Source organism: Kocuria sp. KH4 (assembly GCF_053711175.1).
The window spans coordinates 1-14,939 of record NZ_JBSJYX010000010.1; the positions used below are offsets into that span (position 1 = coordinate 1).

The 14,939-nt window shown below is 72.9% G+C and carries 14 protein-coding genes and 1 rRNA gene; 5 read left to right on the forward strand and 10 right to left on the reverse strand.

The features are described 5' to 3' along the window. Positions 1 to 75 (forward strand): 5S ribosomal RNA (gene rrf, locus ACWCOM_RS09100); the annotation flags it as partial. A gap of 167 nt (positions 76 to 242) precedes the next feature. Here rrf and ACWCOM_RS09105 read toward each other — a convergent pair. The 4 genes from ACWCOM_RS09105 to ACWCOM_RS09120 all read right to left on the reverse strand — a co-directional run bounded on the left by ACWCOM_RS09105 (position 243) and on the right by ACWCOM_RS09120 (position 4,178). Next, the gene (locus tag ACWCOM_RS09105; RefSeq protein ID WP_454548421.1) at positions 243 to 692 is read right to left on the reverse strand and encodes a DUF1232 domain-containing protein; all 450 of its coding nucleotides are present in this window, start codon (positions 690 to 692) and stop codon (positions 243 to 245) included. Between the two features lie 206 nt (positions 693 to 898). Further along, positions 899 to 2,572 carry an FAD-binding oxidoreductase gene (locus ACWCOM_RS09110; protein ID WP_454548422.1) on the reverse strand — a complete coding sequence of 558 codons (1,674 nt, stop codon included), beginning with the start codon at positions 2,570 to 2,572 and terminating at the stop codon, positions 899 to 901. Between the two features lie 38 nt (positions 2,573 to 2,610). Next, the gene (locus tag ACWCOM_RS09115; RefSeq protein ID WP_454548423.1) at positions 2,611 to 3,393 is read right to left on the reverse strand and encodes a lysophospholipid acyltransferase family protein; all 783 of its coding nucleotides are present in this window, start codon (positions 3,391 to 3,393) and stop codon (positions 2,611 to 2,613) included. Beyond that, entirely contained in the window at positions 3,390 to 4,178 is a 789-nt protein-coding gene (locus tag ACWCOM_RS09120) for an SDR family NAD(P)-dependent oxidoreductase (protein WP_454548424.1), read from the reverse strand. The genes ACWCOM_RS09115 and ACWCOM_RS09120 overlap by 4 nt, the downstream gene beginning before the upstream one ends. Before the next feature lie 141 nt (positions 4,179 to 4,319). Between ACWCOM_RS09120 and ACWCOM_RS09125 the strand changes: the two genes are divergently transcribed. Then, on the forward strand, positions 4,320 to 6,575 hold the full coding sequence (locus ACWCOM_RS09125) for an HAD-IB family hydrolase (RefSeq protein WP_454548425.1): 2,256 nt from the start codon (positions 4,320 to 4,322) through the stop codon (positions 6,573 to 6,575). Positions 6,576 to 6,612: 37 nt separating this feature from the next. After that, a complete protein-coding gene (locus ACWCOM_RS09130) occupies positions 6,613 to 7,188 on the forward strand; it encodes a TetR/AcrR family transcriptional regulator (RefSeq protein ID WP_454548426.1) in 576 nt (191 codons plus the stop codon). Positions 7,189 to 7,198: 10 nt separating this feature from the next. On the opposite strand, the gene ACWCOM_RS09135 is transcribed toward ACWCOM_RS09130, so the two are convergent. Next, entirely contained in the window at positions 7,199 to 8,476 is a 1,278-nt protein-coding gene (locus ACWCOM_RS09135; protein WP_454548427.1) for a DUF4032 domain-containing protein, read from the reverse strand. Between the two features lie 89 nt (positions 8,477 to 8,565). Here ACWCOM_RS09135 and ACWCOM_RS09140 point away from each other — a divergent pair, with 89 nt between their 5' ends. Next, positions 8,566 to 9,387 carry a MurR/RpiR family transcriptional regulator gene (locus ACWCOM_RS09140; RefSeq protein ID WP_454548428.1) on the forward strand — a complete coding sequence of 274 codons (822 nt, stop codon included), beginning with the start codon at positions 8,566 to 8,568 and terminating at the stop codon, positions 9,385 to 9,387. 76 nt (positions 9,388 to 9,463) lie between these two features. On the opposite strand, the gene ACWCOM_RS09145 is transcribed toward ACWCOM_RS09140, so the two are convergent. From ACWCOM_RS09145 to ACWCOM_RS09160, 4 genes are read right to left on the reverse strand one after another with little or no spacing between them, the layout of a single operon-like run. Further along, positions 9,464 to 10,270 (reverse strand): ABC transporter permease, encoded by an 807-nt coding sequence (locus ACWCOM_RS09145; RefSeq protein ID WP_454548429.1) that lies wholly within the window; start codon positions 10,268 to 10,270, stop codon positions 9,464 to 9,466. A gap of 1 nt (position 10,271) precedes the next feature. Next, positions 10,272 to 11,186: an ABC transporter permease gene (locus ACWCOM_RS09150; protein ID WP_454548430.1), complete on the reverse strand. Its 915-nt coding sequence runs from the start codon at positions 11,184 to 11,186 to the stop codon at positions 10,272 to 10,274. A gap of 1 nt (position 11,187) precedes the next feature. Continuing rightward, complete coding sequence (locus ACWCOM_RS09155; RefSeq protein WP_454548431.1) at positions 11,188 to 12,006, reverse strand: ABC transporter ATP-binding protein; 819 nt, start codon at positions 12,004 to 12,006, stop codon at positions 11,188 to 11,190. Further along, positions 12,003 to 13,076, reverse strand: coding sequence for an ABC transporter substrate-binding protein (locus ACWCOM_RS09160; RefSeq protein ID WP_454548432.1), 1,074 nt, complete (start codon positions 13,074 to 13,076; stop codon positions 12,003 to 12,005). The genes ACWCOM_RS09155 and ACWCOM_RS09160 overlap by 4 nt, the downstream gene beginning before the upstream one ends. Before the next feature lie 334 nt (positions 13,077 to 13,410). Between ACWCOM_RS09160 and ACWCOM_RS09165 the strand changes: the two genes are divergently transcribed. Continuing rightward, a complete protein-coding gene (locus ACWCOM_RS09165) occupies positions 13,411 to 13,611 on the forward strand; it encodes a hypothetical protein (protein ID WP_454548433.1) in 201 nt (66 codons plus the stop codon). 66 nt (positions 13,612 to 13,677) lie between these two features. On the opposite strand, the gene ACWCOM_RS09170 is transcribed toward ACWCOM_RS09165, so the two are convergent. Continuing rightward, positions 13,678 to 14,823: an ABC transporter ATP-binding protein gene (locus tag ACWCOM_RS09170; protein WP_454548434.1), complete on the reverse strand. Its 1,146-nt coding sequence runs from the start codon at positions 14,821 to 14,823 to the stop codon at positions 13,678 to 13,680. Positions 14,824 to 14,939 lie beyond the last annotated feature (116 nt).

Genomic DNA, 14,939 nt, shown 5'->3' on the forward strand with positions numbered 1-14,939 from the left:
AACCCGGAAGCTAAGACCCACAGCGCCGATGGTACTGCACCCGCCAGGGTGTGGGAGAGTAGGACACCGCCGGACCACACCACAAGGGTCGAGCCCCCGCACACCACGTGCGGGGGCTCCCCACATCCCCTCAGTACCACCCCAGGCCCCGCACCCACCCGTGCGGGGCCTTTCCTCATGCCGCAACAGCCCGGGCGGATCGGGGCGGTACTCCCTCATGGGCCCCTCCTCCGGAGTCCTTCTCATTCCGTGTGCGCGTCCCCGTGGACCCCGACGAGGCGGCGTACGACGGCCAGACCCTCCGGGGTGCCCGGCCAGTGCCGCTCCAGGGCCTGGGGGCCGGCAGAGCGGACCACTGCACGCAGCACGAGGAGGACGACCACGGCGTCGTCGGCGTAGCCGAGGACCGGGACGACGTCCGGGACCAGGTCGACGGGCAGCGCGAGATAGGCGAGCAGCAGCATCAGCTTCCAGTGCACGCCGCGGGGGAGGGAACGGTCACCGGCCAACCGGGTGACGAGCCGGAGCACGTCCGGCAGCAGCCGCAGCGCGTCGCGCAGCGCCGTGCGGTCCGGTGCGGCCCGCCACAGCACCACGAGCAGCACCAGCCACAGCAGCAGGAGGGTCACGAGTGCCCCCACCAGCACGGGCCAGGCCGCGCTCCACCACGTCGCCACGGCCCACCATTCCATCTCGTCCTCCAGGGCGGTTCCTCGACGGCAGGAGCTCTTCTGCTCCCCGCCGCGGGTGGACCTCGACCTGCCCGACACTACCTCGCACGTGCCGACGTGCTGCCGTGCCGACGCGGTCGGGCGTCGTGGGCGGTGCCAGGCCCCGGTCGTGGAACAGGCCCCCACCCGCGCGGGTGGGGGCCTGCTGTCCGACCGGGTCCGGGGGATCAGCTGACGATTTTGCCCGGGTTGAGGTTCCCGCCCGGGTCGGTGGCGTCGAAGAGGCGGCGCATGAGGTCGACCCCCTCGGCGGAGACGTCCTGCTCCATCCAGGGGCTGTGCTCCAGGCCCACGCCGTGATGGTGGGAGAGGGTCCCGCCCGCGTCGATGAAGGCCTGCTGGACGGCGCCCTTGATCGCGGCGTACTCGCCGTGCGGGTCCTCGCCGATCTCGTACCCGAAGGTGAAGTAGAGGCAGGCCCCGGCGTGGTAGGAGTGCGACATGTGGGACATGATCCACCCGGTCTTCCCCTGTGCGGCGAAGGCCCGGTGCGCGGCGTCGTAGGCCGCCTTGTGCACGGTGGTGAGCTTGGACCACGGGGCGGCCGTCTCGGAGACGTCGCCGATGGTGTTCTGCTCGAGCAGGAAGTCCCGCAGGTACGGGGTGTCGAACTTCTTCTGGTCGTAGAGGGCGCCGGGGCCCGAGCCCAGGACCAGCGCACCCTGCTTCTTCACGAGGCCGGCCACGGCCTTCTTCCGGCGCTCGACCTCGGCCTTGTCGCCCTCGAAGCACACGTAGGCGATGCACATGGCGTCGGTGTCCCAGCCGCGGCGGCGCATGACCTCCCACAGCAGGTCCTGGCCCTTGGCCGTGACCTTCTTCTTCAGCGTGGTCGGGGCCTTCTGCGTGGACAGGGAGAACGCCGTCTCGTGCGCGTCGGAGACCCGGGCGAAGGTCGTGCGGATGTCGGACCGGGCGAGGTCGTGCATCGCGGTGAGCGCCTGCTGCCACGTGGGGAACATGTACGCGATGACCTCGCGGTGCTCCGCGATGCGGTGGACGTGCACGTCCAGCCGGGTGATCACGCCGAGCCGGCCCTCGGAGCCGAGGATCATCTCGCGCAGGCTCGGCCCCGTGGAGGTGGAGGGCAGGGGGCGCAGGACCACGGTGCCGCCGGGGCGGACGACGCGCAGCCCGCGCACGATGTCGGCGATGTCCCCGTACTTGTCCGACTGCATCCCGGAGGACCGGGTGGCGGCCCAGCCGCCGAGGGTGGAGTGCGTGAAGGAGTCCGGGAAGTGGCCCAGGGTCCAGCCGCGGGCGTTGAGCTGGTCCTCCATGTCCGGGCCCAGGACACCGGCCTCGATGGTCGCCAGGCCCGAGGTCTCGTCGATGGAGAGCACCTGGTTCATCCGCCCGAGGTCCAGGGAAACGATCGTTCGCTCTTCGGCCGGGTCCGCCTGGAGGCTGCGCGAGATGCTCGTGCCACCGCCGAAGGGGATGACCACGAGGTTCTGCTCGACGGCCAGACGCAGCACCGCGGCGACCTCCTCCTCGGTACCGGGATAGACGACGACGTCGGGCACGCGGGCGAAGTCGCCGGCCCGGGTGAGCAGGAGCTCGGTCACCGACTTGCCGGCCCAGTGCACGACCCGCAGCTCGTCGTCGAGACTCACGTGCTCGGTACCGGCGACCGACCGCAGGGCGGCCAGGACGTCGTCCTCCGCGCGGGAGGCCGGGACGCTCACCGTCGCGAAGTCGATGGTGTCCCGCTGCCGCGGGCGCAGGTCGACGCCCAGGGCCTTCTTCACGAAGGGGGCGAAGGCCGGCTTGTTCGCGTACTCGAAGTGCACGCCCTCCTCGCCCCAGCCCCACCACTTCATGTGCTTCACGTGTGCCATCTGCGCAGTACTCTCCTGGTTCTCGGGGGGGTGGGGGCTCAGGCGTCGATGCGCGGACGGTGCTCGGCGTAGAGCGCGCGCACCGACGACTCGATGCGCTCGTTGAAGGCCGCGGTGGGCTCCTTGTCCGCGGCCACGAGGGGTTCGCCGACGGCCACCACGACGCGGGGCCGGCCAGGGCGCGGCCACTTGCTGCCGTGAGGCATGGCTTCGTGCGCGCCGATCAGGGCGACCGGGAGCACCGGCACGCCCACGGCCTTGGCCAGGCCCGCGGCGCCGATCTTGAAGGGCGCCATCCGGCCGGTGCGGGACCGGGTCCCCTCGGGGAAGACGAGCAGGGGGACGCCGGCCTTCAGCAGCTGCTTGGACAGCCCGCGGTTGGCCCCCGTGCCGGTGCGGTCCACCGGGAACGCGTTGAAGATCAGCTCGGTGAACAGGCGCTTGTGCGGGGCGGTGAAGAAGTAGTCCGCGGCCACCCCGGTCGCCAGGTTGCGGCGGACGCGCCGGGGCACGGAGCCGAGCACCAGGGGGGCGTCGAGGTGGCTGGAGTGGTTGGCCACCACGATGCAGGGGCCGTCGAGGGCTTCGGCCGCCGGGTGGGTCACCACGGTGCGGCGCACCGTGCGGTAGGCCAGGCCGTGCAGGAACACCCGCTGGGCGATCCGGCGGGCCAGCCGGCGCCGGGGGTCGCGGAACCGCGCGGGGTCCAGCTGCGCGGAGGAGGCGGGCGGGGCGGGCGGGGCCGGCTCGGCGGAGGTCTCGCCCCCGCCGTCGATGGAGCGCCGGACCGGGACCTGGTCATGGTGCCTGCGGCGGTTCACGACCCGGCCGCCCGTTCCTTCTGGCGGACGGAGGCGACCATCCCGGAGATCCGGCGGACCGCGGGGCGCGGCAGGTGCCGCAGGACGAACCCGAGGGTCCGGTAGCGCTTGGTCGGCATGGAGATCACCCTGCCGCGCGCGACGTCGTCGAGGGCCTCCTCGACGACGCGCTCGGGGGTCAGCCACATGAAGGAGGGGATCGAGGAGCCGGTGATGCCGGCGCGCTCGTGGAACTCCGTGCGCACCCAGCCGGGCAGCAGCGCGGTGACGTGCACGCCCGTGCCGTGCAGCTCCACGGCCAGGGCCTCGGTGAACGCGGTGGTGTAGGCCTTGATCGCCGAGTACGAGCCCATCGTGATCAGCCCCGCGGTGGAGGAGACGTTGATGATCCAGCCCGACCCGCGCGCCGTCATGGCCCGGGCCGCGGCGGAGGACAGGACCAGCACGGCCCGGCACATGACCTCGAACGCGCGGTCGTGGGCGGCGGTGTCCGGGGCGGTGAACGGGGTCTTCACGGAGAAGCCGGCGTTGTTCACGACCACGTCCACCGGGCGCAGCGGGTCCTCGACGCGGGCGGCCACCCGGTCGACGTCGGCGCGGTCCGCGAGGTCCGCCGGCAGCACCTCGACGGGCACACCGTGCTCCGCGCGCAGGCGGGCCGCCGTCTGCTCGAGGCGGTCCGCGTCGCGGGCGACCAGAACCAGGGCATTTCCACGGCGGGCCAGGGCATCGGCGAACGCGGCGCCGATGCCGGACGTCCCCCCCGTGACGAGAGCGGTAAGCATGAGATCTAGGCTACACTACGGTAGCCGTAGCGTAACCGGGTGCGGTCCGCACGCGGGTCGCCGTCGTCGCCCGCCGTGCTGTTCCGCCCCGGCCCCCGTCCGCACCGTCGGCGGGCCAGCACACCATCCGGAGGAACCCCGTTGACCGAGACCCCCACCACGCGCGTCCTGCTGACGGGAGCCACCGGCTTCCTGGGGCAGGCCGTGCTCGAACGGCTGCTCTCCGCCCACGACGGCGTGCACGTCACCGCCGTCGTGCGGCCCAAGGGCAGCATCAGCGGTGCGCAGCGCCTGCGGCAGCTGCTGCGCAAGCCGGCCTTCCGCACCTGGCGGGAGGCGATGGGGGAGCGGGCCGAGCAGGTCTTCGCGGAGCGCACCGCGGTGCTCGAGGGGGACCTGTCCGCGCTCGCGGGAATCACCGAGCCGTTCGACGTGGTGATCCACTCGGCCTCCACCGTGTCCTTCGACCCGCCGATCCACGAGGCGTTCAGCACGAACGTCGGCGGGGCCATCGGGCTCTACGACGCGCTGCTGGCCTCCGGGCAGGACCCGCACGTCGTCCACGTGTCCACCTGCTACGTGGGCGGGATCGCGAAGGGGCTGCGCCCCGAGTCCCCCGTGGACCACGACGTGGACTGGGCGGCGGAGTTCGACGCCGCCCTGCGGGCCCGGGAGGAGGCCGACATGGCCTCGCGCACGCCCGAGCGGCTCCAGGCCCTCATCGACGAGGCCACCGCCGGCCACGGCAAGGAGGGCCCCAAGTCCGTGGCCCGTGCCGCGGAGGCGGCCCGGGAGGAGTGGGTACGCACCCGGCTCGTCGAGTACGGGCGCACCCGGGCCCAGTCCCTGGGGTGGACCGACATCTACACCTTCACCAAGGCCCTGGGGGAGCGCGTCGCCGAGCAGAAGTGGGCCGGCGCCGGGCACCGGCTCTCCGTGGTGCGGCCCTCCATCATCGAGTCGGCCCTGCGCCACCCGTACCCGGGCTGGATCGACGGCTACAAGGTGGCCGACCCGCTGATCATGGCCTACGCCAAGGGCGCGCTGCCGGAGTTCCCCGGCCTGCCGGACTCGGTGCTGGACGTCATCCCGGTCGACTTCGTGGTCAACGCGATCGTGGCGCTGGCCGTGGGCGGGCACCGCGACGCGTCCGGGCGGCCCACCCCCGCGGGGGCCGAGGCCCCCGAACCCGGCTTCTACCAGGTGTGCTCGGGCGCCTCGAACCCGCTGCCGTTCCACCAGATGTACGAGAACGTGCTGGCGTTCTTCACGGCGCACCCGATCCAGGACGACGACGGCAACCCGATCCGGGTGCCCGAGTGGAAGTTCCCCGCGAACAACGCCGTGGAGCGCTCGCTGGCGGTCAAGGAGAAGCTCTCCGCGGTGGGCGGGAGGCTGACCGCGGCCCTGCCGGCCACCTCCCGCACGCGGGAGTGGGCGAACTCCATGCACAAGATGCAGTCCGGGCTCGGCTCGCTGCGCACCTACGTGGACCTGTACCAGTCCTACACGCGCACCGAGATGATCTTCGACGACGCCCGCACCCGCCAGCTCAACGACTCCCTGCCGGCCGGCACGCCCGAGGACCGCACCTTCGACGTCCGGTCCATCGACTGGACCGACTACTGGCAGAACGTGCACCTGCCCGCGCTGACCGAGATGACCAAGGCCTACGGCCGGCTCCGCGCCGCGTCCCGGCGGCGCAGCGCGACCCGGCGGACGCTCAGCGAGGGCACCGACGTGCTCGCCGTCTTCGACCTCGAGGGCACCGTGCTCAACTCCACGGTCATCCACCAGTACCTGCAGCTGCGCCGACGCACCCTGGGCCTCGCGAAGTGGCCCGCGGAGGCGGTCGACCTCGTCTCCAGCGCCCCCACCTACCTGAAGGCGGAGAAGCGGGACCGCGGCGAGTTCATCCGCGCCTTCATGCGCCGCTACGAGGGCGTCCCGGCCCGGACCGTGCGCGAGCAGGTGGCCGGGCCGCTGGGGCGGGACATGCGGCGGCTGCTGCGCCCCGGCGCGCTGGCCCGGATCGAGGAGCACCGCGCCGCCGGGCACCGCACGGTCCTGGTCACGGGCTCCATCGACCTGCTCGTGGAGCCCCTCGCCCACCTGTTCGACGAGGTCGTGGCCGGGCGGATGGACGAGCGCGAGGGCGTGATGACCGGGTACCTGGCCACCCCGCCCCTGGTCGACGAGGCCAGGGCCCAGTGGCTGAAGAAGTACGCGGAGCAGGGCGGGTACGACCTCACCCGCTCCTACGGCTACGGGGACTCCCACTCGGACGCCAGCTGGCTGGTGCTCATGGGCCACCCCTACACCGTCAACCCCGACCTGCCGCTCTACCGGCTGGCGAAGAAGAACCACTGGCCCATCGAGGACTGGAAGACCGTCTGAGCGCTCCGTCGAGGGGCGGCGAGCAGGAGGGGCCACGATGGCCGACGACGACCGGGCCGACCCGCGCACCGTCAGCACGGACAAGAAGATCACCGCCGCGGCGCTCGCCCTCCTGCGGGAGGGCGGGCCGCAGCGGGTGAGCATCGAGGCGGTCTCGGCCGCCTCGGGCGTGGCCAAGACCTCGATCTACCGCCGCTACGCCAACAGCCTGGAGATGCTCGAGGGCGCCCTCGAGGTCGCCGTGTCCACGTACTCCCCGCAGCGCCCGAGCGCGCCCGCCGGCTGGGACGAGGGCCTCGCCGAGGCGCTGCACTTCCTGCTGCACGACATGGGCATCGGCGTGGCCGTCTCGCTCCTGAGCGAGCCGCACTCGGAGACCTCCCGGGTGCTGCGCACGCACCTGGTCCGCCCGCGCGTGGAGCGGCTCAAGGAGCTCTTCGCCGCCGAGACCGCCGCGGGGCGGCTCAGCCCGGAGCTGGACGTGGACGTCGTCCTGGACTTCGTGCTCGGCTCCGCCTACGCCCACGTGGCCCGCTACGGCACCCTGGGGGAGGACTGGCCCCAGCGGGTGCACCGCACCCTGACGGGGGTCCTGGAGGCGCACCGTCCGTGACGCCGCGGGCTCAGAAGATCTCGCGCTCGTCCGGCCGCCGGGCCAGCTGCGAGGCCACGTAGTCCTCGACGGCCGCGAGGGTCGGCACGTCCTTGCCGGCGCGCTCGGACATGAACCAGCGGTGCTCCAGGACCTCGTGCACGATCTCCGCGGGCTCGAGCTTGCGCCGCATCGGCGGGGTGACCGCCTCCATGACGGGGGAGAAGACCTCGCGCATCCACAGCTGCGCCACGAGCTCGTCGGGCAGGCCGGGGTAGAGGGTCTGGCCGAGCTGGTCGATGTCCGTGAGCAGCCGCCGCGCCTGGTTCTCGTGCGTGCGCAGACCGGTGAGCCGCTGCAGGCGCCGGGTGTGGTGGCCGGGCTCCACGACCTGGGGGCGCAGCCGGATCCGCCCGTCGACCGTGTCCATGGACGCCTCCTCGACGTCGAAGCCGAGCTCGTTGAGCCGGCGCACCCGTTCGACCACGCGCCAGCGCTCGTCCATGCTGAAGGACTCCTCGTCCATCAGCGCGCTCCACAGGGAGGCGTAGCTGGTCACGAGCCGGTCGGAGACCTCGAACGGGTCGATGGGCTCCTCGAGCTCGTGGCCATCCTCGGCCGCCCCGGCGAGCAGGTCCATGATCTCCCCGGCCACGTTGGTGCGGGCCAGCTCGATGTCGTACTCGCGCTGCCCCCGGCTCAGCGCCGGGTGGATCTCGCCGGTCTCCGCGTCCACGAGGTAGGCGGCGAAGGCCCCGGCGTCCCGGCGGAACAGGGTGTTCGACAGCGAGACGTCGCCCCAGTAGAACCCGGACAGGTGCAGCTGCACGATCAGCGAGGCGAGCGCGTCGACGAGCAGGGTGACCGTCTGGGCGTTCGGCCCCGCCGAGAAGATCGCGCGGTAGGGCAGGGAGAAGCTCAGGTGGTCGGTGATGAGAGCGGCGGGCAGCGGTTCGCCCTCGGGGGTGTAGCGGTCGGTGACCACGGAGTCGGGGACCACCGACGGGGCACCCATGCGCTGCAGCCGGCGCAGCGTGGCGTACTCGTGCCGGGCGTAGTGCGGCACGGTCTCCTTGATCGCCACGACCTTCTCGCCGGCCCGGGCGAAGCGCACCACGTGCCGGGAGAGCCCGCGGGGGTAGGCCACCAGCACGTCGTCCGGCCACTGCTCCAGGGGCAGGTGCCAGGGCAGCTCCAGCAGCACGGGGTCGAGGAAGGCCGTCTGGATGGAGACCCGGCCGCTTCCCCCACCGGGCCCCGGCCCCTCCTGCGGCGCCGGAGGGGCGGGTGTGCTGAGAGGAGCCTTCATAGGGGGCAATGCTAGCAACCGGGTCCCGTCCGCCGGCCGGACGGCCGGGCCCCTCCGGCCTCCCGCCCCGGGTCGCTAGGGTGGGAGGCGTGTCGATCGAACAGCGCATCCACGCGCACTACGCCGGGCTCTCGCCCCAGGAGCGGCGGGCCGCCGACCTCATCCTGGACCACCTCGACGACCTCGCGCTGTACAGCTCGGCGGAGCTGGCGCAGATGAGCGGGGTCTCCCGCGCCACCCTGTCCCGGCTGTACCGGCACCTCGGCTTCGAGTCCTTCACGGAGCTGCGCGAGACGGCCCGCACGCTGCGCCAGCAGGGCGTGCCCCTGGGCGCCGACGGCGACCCGGAGCTCGGCCAGCACCTCGACCAGGAGCTGCGCAACCTGCGCAAGGCGCTGGAACCGTCCGGGGAGGACCGCACCGCCCGGGCCGTGCAGGCGCTCGCCGGGGCGCGGCGGGTGCTGGTGATCGGCATGCGCAACAGCTATCCGGTCGCCCTGCACCTCAAGCAGCAGCTGCAGCAGGCGCGCGACGAGGTCCGGCTCGCGCCGCTGCCCGGCCAGACGCTCGGCGAGGAGCTCGTGGGGATCGGCCCGGACGACGTGGTCGTGCTGCTGGGCTTCCGGCGGCGGCCCCGCGGGTTCGAGCGGCTGGTCGCGGTGTGCGCCGCGACCGGGGCGCGTACCGTCCTCGTCGCGGACGGCACGGCGCGGCGGCACGCCGCCGCGGTGGACCTGTGGATCGAGTGCCCCCTCGACAGCGTGGGGCCCTTCGACTCCTACGCGGCCGCCATGAGCCTGGTCGCCGTGCTGGCGGACGGGGTGCTGGCGGCCAGCGGGACGCAGGGCCGCCAGCGGGTCGGCCGCGCGGCCGAGCTCTACGCGGAGCTCGACGAGCTCGACCTGCGCTGAGCCGCGGGCGGGAGTGCGGGGCACCGCGGGTCCCGGGCCGTGCCGCGGGGGCCCCGGCGGGGGAGCCCCGTGCGCGTCACCGTGCTCCTTCCCGCCGGGTGATCACGGCGCCCTCGAGCAGCGCGACGAGCCCGTAGAGCAGGATGGACGCCACGGTCACGACGACCACCGCGGCCCACACCTCGTCGTACCTCGCCCGGGCCACGTCGGACACGATGGCGTACCCGATCCCGTCGCCCGTGGCCAGCCACTCCGCCAGCAGGGCACCCGTCAGCGCCCCGGGAACGGAGACCCGCAGCGCGGTGAACAGGCTCGGCAGCGCCGAGGGCAGCGCCACGGTGCGGAACACGTCGGACGAGGACCCGCCGTAGACCTTCACGACCTCCACGACCATCGGGTTCGCCGAGCGCAGGCCCTGGACGATGGTCACCAGCGCCGGGAACAGCACCACGACAGCGCCCATGGCGGCCACGGAGGCCTCGCCGCGGCCGAAGACCAGGATGATGATCGGCGCCATCGCCACCAGCGGGACCGAGCGCAGGAGCATGGCCATCGGCATCATGGCGTGCTCGACCCCGCGGAAGAGCGTGAAGACGGTCGCGACGACGAGCGCCGCGACGAGGCCGGTGACGAAGCCGAGCGCGGCGTCCGCCAGGGTGGTCGCGAGCTGCCCGAGGACGACCTCCCGGTGGGCCGGGGCGTCGGGCTCGGTCACGAGGAACGCCCACACGTCCAGCGGCGTCTTGCCGATGAAGGACGTCACGCCGAAGACCCGCAGGAGCAGGAGCCAGACGGCGGCGACGGCCAGCAGCGGGACGACGAGGTTCGCCAGTCCCCGGGCCAGGTCCCGGCCGGCGCGGGCGGCGGTGGTGGCCACGGACATGTCAGCGCCCCACTTCCCGGCCGCCGGAGGACCACGGCGTCACGAGGCGCGCGACGGTCCCCACGACCGCGTACGCCAGGAGGGCCAGCCCGCCGGAGACGAGGGCCACGGCCCAGACCCGGGCGATCTCCAGGGACTGCTGGGCGTTGACCATGGCCGGTCCCATGCCCCGGTCCACGCCTCCCACGTACTCGCCGAGGATCGCGCCGAGCAGCGCCGCGGGCGCGGCGATCTTCAGGGCGGAGAACACCGCGGGCAGGGCCGACACCAGCTGGACCTTGACCAGCCGGTGCCACCGGGAGCCCCCGGCCACGGTGACGACGTCCAGCGCGGAGCGCTCGGCGGTGCGGAAGCCGGCGAGGACACTGACGTAGGTGGTGAAGAACACGGAGATCGCCGCCAGGGCCACGGCGGTGCCCGAGGCCTCGCCCGAGCGCGGCGGGCCCACGACGATGAAGATGATCGGCCCGACCGCCACGATCGGCAGGCAGTAGCTGACCACGGCGATCTGCGTGGCCAGGCGTTCCGTGAACGGCAGCAGCAGGGCCGCCGCGGCGAGCAACACCGCGGCGGCGTTGCCGCCCAGATATCCCTGGGCGGCCTCCACGGTGGTCACCCAGGCGTTGGTCCAGTAGAAGCCGGCGCCGTCGGAGGCGATCTGCTGCCCGATCGCCAGGGGCGTCGGGATCGCCCCGCTGCCGGCGCCGTCCGCCGCCCCCACGCCCCGCAGGACGGTGGCCGCGCCCAGCCACCACACCGCGACGGTCGAGAGCACGCCGAGGGCGGCGACGGCCCACGGCGGGAGCCTCCGCCGCCCGGCGGCCGCCGCGCCCCGGCGGGCGGCAGGGAGCACGGGCGCGGTCACGGTCGTCCCCGGGGCGCGCGGGGAGGAGGGCGGCGGCACGTGCGCGGTCATCTCACTCCTCCCCGCCGGGCGTGCCGAAGAGCAGCTCGGAGGCGCGGTCGTGCAGGGCGTGGAACTCCGGGGTGCGCATCATGGCCGGGGTGCGCGGGCGGGGCAGGTCGATCTCGATGACCTGCTTGATCCGACCCGGCCGGGCCGACATGACGGCGACGACGTCGGAGAGGAAGATCGCCTCGGAGATCCCGTGGGTGACCATGAGCGTCGTGGCGGGCTTCTCCGTCCAGATCCGCAGCAGCTCCAGGTTCAGCCGCTGCCGGGTCATGTCGTCGAGTGCGCCGAACGGCTCGTCCAGCAGCAGCACGGAGGGCTGGACGACCAGGGCCCGGGCGATCGAGACCCGCTGCCGCATCCCGCCCGAGAGCTGGGCGGGCTTGGCGCGCTCGAAGCCCTTCAGCCCGACCAGCTCGATGAGCTCCTGGACGTACTCCCTGCGCACCGGCTGGCCGGAGACCTCCAGCGGCAGGCGGACGTTGGCCTCGACCGACCGCCAGGGCAGCAGCGCGGCGTCCTGGAAGGCGATGCCCAGCTGGTGCGAGCGGCGCAGCTCGGCCGGGCTCTGCCCGTCGACGAGCACCTCTCCCGCGGTGGGCTCCTCGAGGCCCGCGAGGATGCGCAGGATCGTGGACTTCCCGCACCCCGAGGGGCCCAGCAGGGACAGGAACGAGCCCTGCGCGGTCCGCAGGGAGGTGTCGTCGAGCGCCGTGACGGTGCTCCGGCCCGACCGGAAGACCTTGGTGAGGCCGTCGATGTCGATGCCGTCGGCCGCGGCGGTGCGGGGTCCGGGGCTGCGGACGGGTGCCGGGCTGCTCATCCGAGCAGCTCCGGGTTCTCCTCGTACACCTCGTCGAGCAGCGAGAGGTCGAAGACGTCCTCGGCGGTGAGACCGGGGTAGCCGGCCACGCCGAGGATCTCGATGTTCTGGGCGACGAGCTCGTCGGAGATGGTGAACAGGCCGTTCGCCTCGGTCTCGTCGGAGACGACCAGCTCCTCGTTCTGGATCTCCGCCTGGCGCGTCTCCTTGGCCATGTCCAGGCCCAGGTCCGCGCCGTACTCGTCCACGGCGAGGCGCGCCGACTCCTCCGGGTCGGCCACGGCGTCCTTCCAGCCGCGCACGGTCGCCGCCAGGAACGCCTTGAGCGCCTCGCGGTCGTTGTCGATGGCGTCCTGGGTGGTCACGAACGACTCCGCGACGAACGGCAGCCCGTGGTCCGCGAAGGGCAGCCCGACGACGTCCTCGCCCGCGAGCTCCAGGGTGATCGCCTCGTTGGTCGAGTACCCGAAGAACCCGTCCACCTCGCCGTTGACGAGGGGCTGCGGGTCGTACTGCACGGGGACCTTCTCGACGTCCCCGGGGTCGATGTCGTTGACCTCCAGCAGCGCGTCGAAGAGGGTCTCGTTCACGCCGGACTGCACGCCGATGCTCTTGCCCACCAGGTCCCCGGGCGTCTCGATCGGGTCGTCGCCCAGGGAGATGATCGTGAACGGGTTCTTCTGGTAGGTGGTGCCGATGATCTTGAGCGGGGCGCCCTCCTCCGCGATGGGCGGGGCCACCCCCAGCGGCGAGGACGTGCCCACGAGGGCGCTGCCGGCGAGCACCATGCTCTCGGTCGACGCCCCGGAGGGGCCGCCGGAGATCAGGTTCACGGACTCGAAGCCCGCCTCGGTGTAGTACCCCTCCGCGTCCGCGAAGTACTCACCGGCGAACTCGGCGTTCTTGATCCACGACAGGTTCACGTCCAGGGTGCCCAGCTCGCCCGCGCCGTCCCCGGCCGGGGGCTCCGCCGCGGCGCCGCACGCGGTGAGCGCGAGGGAGGACGCGAGTGCCACGGCCGCGACCGGCAGGCGGCGGGCGGACGAGGTGGTGACCGGATCAGGGTGCACGGCGGACCTTCTTCCTGGAGGACGCGCGAGCGCGCGCGTCGGGCAACGGGCGGGAGCACGGGCCCACGGCGCGGCGGCGGGATGCCGCCCGGTGTGGAATCCCGTGATCGTGCGACCGAGGCTATGCAACGTGTGTTGCATCGGGGTGCGCCGGGGTTACGCATCTGTAAACCTTCGGCCGGGGCGCCCCGCGGCCGCGCGCCGCGTCCCGTTCCGCCGTCAGGGGAGGCCGCCCGGTGCGCCCGGACGAGAGGTCGGATAGAATCCATCAGTCGGCTGTCAATTCCGGGCCGGGCACGCACCGCGTCCCGGTCCACACCGAAAGGAACACGCCATGCATGACCCTCAGGCTCTCGCCCAGGCGGAGACGCACCTCATCCATGTGCTCGAGCACTCGGACCCGCCCCGTGACGCCAGCCGGTTCAACGTCACGGCCGCGGCGGAGGAGTACCACGAGCGCACGGGCAACTGGGACCTGCGCGACGCCGATCCCGGGGTCGTGGAGGAGATCCTCGCCCGCCACCCGGCCGGCTGATCCGCACACGCCGCGGCGCCCTTCCCCGGTGGGGGAGGGCGCCGCGGCGTGCAGTGGTGCCGGTGGTCAGTCGGGCAGGCGGGTGCCGGTGGTGGTGTCGAAGAGGTGGAGGTGTTCGCGGGTGGGGGTGACCCACAGGGTGGTCCCGGCCGTGGGTGGGGTGCGGCCCTCGGCGCGCACGACGATCTCGTGGGCGCCGGGGCCTTCGGCGTGGGCGGGGTCCTCGGCGGTGGGGTCGATCTGGACGATGGTGTTGGCGGCGGTGACCGGGGCGAGGTGGCCGTAGACGAAGGCGTCGGCGCCGAGTTCCTCCACGACGTCGGCGACGATCGGCAGCCCGGTGCCCTCGGGCGCCGGGGTGAGGTCCTCGGGGCGGATCCCGATGGTGACCTGGGACCCGGTGAGGGCGGTCTGCTGGGTGCGGGTGAGCTCGATGCGCAGGGTGCCCAGGGTCGCGGCCCCGTTGGTGACCGGCGCCCGGAAGAGGTTCATGGCCGGGGAGCCGATGAATCCGGCGACGAACTCGGTGGCGGGCCGGTCGTAGAGGGCCCGGGGGGTGTCGACCTGCATGAGGTGTCCGTCCTTGAGCACCGCGACCCGGTCGCCCATGGTCATCGCCTCGACCTGGTCGTGGGTGACGTAGACGGTGGTGACGCCCAGGCGGCGGGTGAGGGAGGCGATCTGGGTGCGGGTCTGCACCCGCAGCTTCGCGTCGAGGTTCGAGAGCGGTTCGTCCATCAGGAACACCTGCGGGGAGCGCACGATGGCCCGGCCCATGGCCACGCGCTGGCGCTGCCCGCCGGACAGGGCCTTGGGTTTGCGGTCGAGGTAGTCGGTCAGATCCAGGATCTTGGCGGCCTCCTCCACCCGGGTGCGGCGCTCCTCGGCGGGGACCTTGGCGATCTTCAGGGCGAAGCCCATGTTCTCGGCCACGGTCATGTGCGGGTAGAGGGCGTAGTTCTGGAAGACCATCGCGATGTCGCGGTCCCGGGAGGGGACCTCGGTGACGTCGCGGTCGCCGATGTAGATGTTCCCGGCGGTGACCTCCTCCAGTCCGGCGAGCATCCGCAGGGTGGTGGATTTGCCGCACCCGGAGGGCCCGACCAGGACGAGGAACTCCCCGTCGGCGACGGTCAGGTCCAGGTCGGTGACCGAGGGGCGGGCGGCCCCGGGGTACTGACAGGTGACATGGGCGTAGCGCACAGCAGACATGGGTCCAAGCCTCTTTCCCGGCAGGCACGTGCCGGACGATCCGAAGGAGAAGAGCGATCCCCGCGCGTGACGGGGACCACAGTGATCCTAATCACTTGCGATCGTCCGGCGCCATC

What these genes read in the sequence shown, in the direction of transcription:
- ACWCOM_RS09145 (WP_454548429.1), bottom strand. Translation starts at nt 10,270, where the DNA reads ATGTCCGTGGCCACCACCGCCGCCCGCGCCGGCCGGGACCTGGCCCGG.
- ACWCOM_RS09130 (WP_454548426.1), top strand. Translation starts at nt 6,613, where the DNA reads ATGGCCGACGACGACCGGGCCGACCCGCGCACCGTCAGCACGGACAAG.
- ACWCOM_RS09135 (WP_454548427.1), bottom strand. Translation starts at nt 8,476, where the DNA reads ATGAAGGCTCCTCTCAGCACACCCGCCCCTCCGGCGCCGCAGGAGGGG.
- ACWCOM_RS09155 (WP_454548431.1), bottom strand. Translation starts at nt 12,006, where the DNA reads ATGAGCAGCCCGGCACCCGTCCGCAGCCCCGGACCCCGCACCGCCGCG.
- ACWCOM_RS09105 (WP_454548421.1), bottom strand. Translation starts at nt 692, where the DNA reads ATGGAATGGTGGGCCGTGGCGACGTGGTGGAGCGCGGCCTGGCCCGTG.
- ACWCOM_RS09165 (WP_454548433.1), top strand. Translation starts at nt 13,411, where the DNA reads ATGCATGACCCTCAGGCTCTCGCCCAGGCGGAGACGCACCTCATCCAT.
- ACWCOM_RS09120 (WP_454548424.1), bottom strand. Translation starts at nt 4,178, where the DNA reads ATGCTTACCGCTCTCGTCACGGGGGGGACGTCCGGCATCGGCGCCGCG.
- ACWCOM_RS09150 (WP_454548430.1), bottom strand. Translation starts at nt 11,186, where the DNA reads ATGACCGCGCACGTGCCGCCGCCCTCCTCCCCGCGCGCCCCGGGGACG.
- ACWCOM_RS09170 (WP_454548434.1), bottom strand. Translation starts at nt 14,823, where the DNA reads ATGTCTGCTGTGCGCTACGCCCATGTCACCTGTCAGTACCCCGGGGCC.
- ACWCOM_RS09110 (WP_454548422.1), bottom strand. Translation starts at nt 2,572, where the DNA reads ATGGCACACGTGAAGCACATGAAGTGGTGGGGCTGGGGCGAGGAGGGC.